The organism is Rhodococcus sp. IEGM 1241, from assembly GCF_033142365.1.
Lineage (GTDB): Bacteria > Actinomycetota > Actinomycetes > Mycobacteriales > Mycobacteriaceae > Rhodococcus_F > Rhodococcus_F erythropolis.
The window spans coordinates 1-2089 of the sequence record NZ_JAWLSE010000045.1 but is presented as its reverse complement, the minus strand read 5'-3'; the positions used below and the strand labels follow the sequence as shown (position 1 = coordinate 2089).

Here is a 2089-nt window from a genome sequence, read left to right as displayed (position 1 = left end):
GGTGAGGCCGGGCGCTGCGCGCTCCCCTCTTCCACTCACCAATGGATCGAGGTGAGGCCGGGCGCTGCGCGCTCCCCTCTTCCACTCACCAATGGATCGAGGTGAGGCCGGGCGCTGCGCGCTCCCCCGGCCTCACCTCTCCCCCGGGCTAGTCAGCCAACGCGTAGTCGAAATCCAGATACGAGAGATGGCCGCTGATGTGCTCACGAATATCGTCCGAATCAATTCGCTCCTCAGCATCGCGCTGCGAAACACCACGCACCGCCACTGTCATCGTTGCAGTCACGGTCACCTCTACCTCCTGGTCACGCTCACGCCCTCGCAACCCGTTCTCTTCCATGAACCGATCGAATTGCTCGCACAAACTGTTGTCATCGGCCCATTCGATCGCCAGATCATTCAAGTTCTCGATCCACTCCTGATGCTTACGCACGGACTCACCCTGCGCACGCTCCAGAACTGCGCACTTCTCACGCTCGGCTTCCAACTGCACCACAACACGCTGAGCTTCATGCACAGGGGACACGTACTGCCCGAACCACACAGGCGCACACCCAGGCGCTACAGCTGCAGCACGGACCTCTGAAGGCCGCACGGAACCTGCCCACGCCGACAGCAACTTCCGGCCTGGCACAGCCAACTGCGGAGAAACCAACACCACCCTGCCCGACTCCGGCGTGGAAACATCCGCGTCAATAGAAAACCACCCTGCAGCCACCACATCGCCGCTCTCATCAACTACCTCGGACCACGCACCCTCGGAGGGAAACCCGGACACCAACGCGGCGGGCATCACCTCAAGCACCTCCACTCCATCGCGCACAGGAGCCGTCACAGCAGAATCCGCACGCACGTCGAGAACAGTCATCAGAAAACCACCCTTTCCAGGTGATCGAATCGGCGGGCTGGTCAGGCGCCACCACTAACAGGACTCCACAAATCTACCATCAACATCTCCAGCGGGCAAAGATCCGACGATTGAATTCCGTTGTTGTGCAACATATGTCGTACACACTTCGAATGCACTTGCAACTCCAGATGCCCCTGCCCCTCGCTGTGCCGGGGGCAGGGAGATCTGGAGCGTCCCCACATCTCAAACTGGCGGTTTTACCGAACACGATCAGTCTGGCTTGACCGAAGTAATCCACCTCCAGTCCGCAGCATCGTAGATAGACTTGAAACAGCCGATCCGAACATTAGGAGCAGGTCATGAAGCCGTTCGCGGAGAAACTGACAGAGCCAATATTTCTGCACCAATGGCCACAGATTGAATGCCCCTATTGCAACGTCGGCGCACTCCCACTCGAGGAGGACAGGGTCGTGCTGAACCGGGATCCCTACTTCAACACCACCGAGTTCGATGTCAACGATGGCGAACCCGAATCGATAGTCGGAACCTTTGCCGCGCAAACAATCTGCACTGCGATCAACTGCAAAGGCACTACTCTCGTATACGGCGACTTCACCGTTCATGAAGTCAGCTCATTCAGCAACGATCGACAGTTCGAAACGAAATATTCTGTACGCGGGTTTTATCCGCCGATTGACGTTGCTGAGACCGCCGGTGCAGTGCCTGACGCAATCAAGGCAGAACTCTCTCGAGTAGGTTCCTTGGTTTGGAATGATCCGCGAGCCGCAGCGACTGCCCTGCGCGCAAGCATCGAGATTCTCCTCGACGAGCAAGGTATCCCGCGGCTATCCACCAACAAGAACCATGCACCCCTGTATCTGAGCACTCGAATAGACAACTTCCACGAAGCGCACCCAGAGGTCGACGTCAAAGACTTGCTGGACGCCGTCCGCATCGTTGGAAACTCGAACACTCACGATTCATCCCTAACTACCGCCGGCGATCTCCTCCGAACCATGGAGATTGTCGAAACCGCGCTCGACCATCTCTACCCCGCACCGACACCGTCCAAATATGCCAACTCAAACATCGAAGCGAAACGGATCATCGCAGAAGAGCAGCAGCGAAAAGGTCGTGAGTAGAGCATCACTCCGTCGACCCATGAGGAATGATCGAAACCTGTGGATCCCGGGAGGACGCACCTTCCCGGATGATGATCTGTACACGAACAGGATTCTG

2 protein-coding genes are annotated in these 2089 nt (G+C 57.6%); one reads left to right on the top strand and one right to left on the bottom strand.

Translation table 11 applies throughout. The features are described from left to right. Positions 1–148 precede the first annotated feature (148 nt). The gene (locus R4P70_RS32465; RefSeq protein ID WP_021334705.1) at positions 149–868 is read right to left on the bottom strand and encodes a hypothetical protein; all 720 of its coding nucleotides are present in this window, start codon (positions 866–868) and stop codon (positions 149–151) included. Positions 869–1209: 341 nt separating this feature from the next. Here R4P70_RS32465 and R4P70_RS32460 point away from each other — a divergent pair, with 341 nt between their 5' ends. Further along, positions 1210–1992 carry a DUF4145 domain-containing protein gene (locus tag R4P70_RS32460; protein WP_021334706.1) on the top strand — a complete coding sequence of 261 codons (783 nt, stop codon included), beginning with the start codon at positions 1210–1212 and terminating at the stop codon, positions 1990–1992. Positions 1993–2089: the final 97 nt, after the last annotated feature.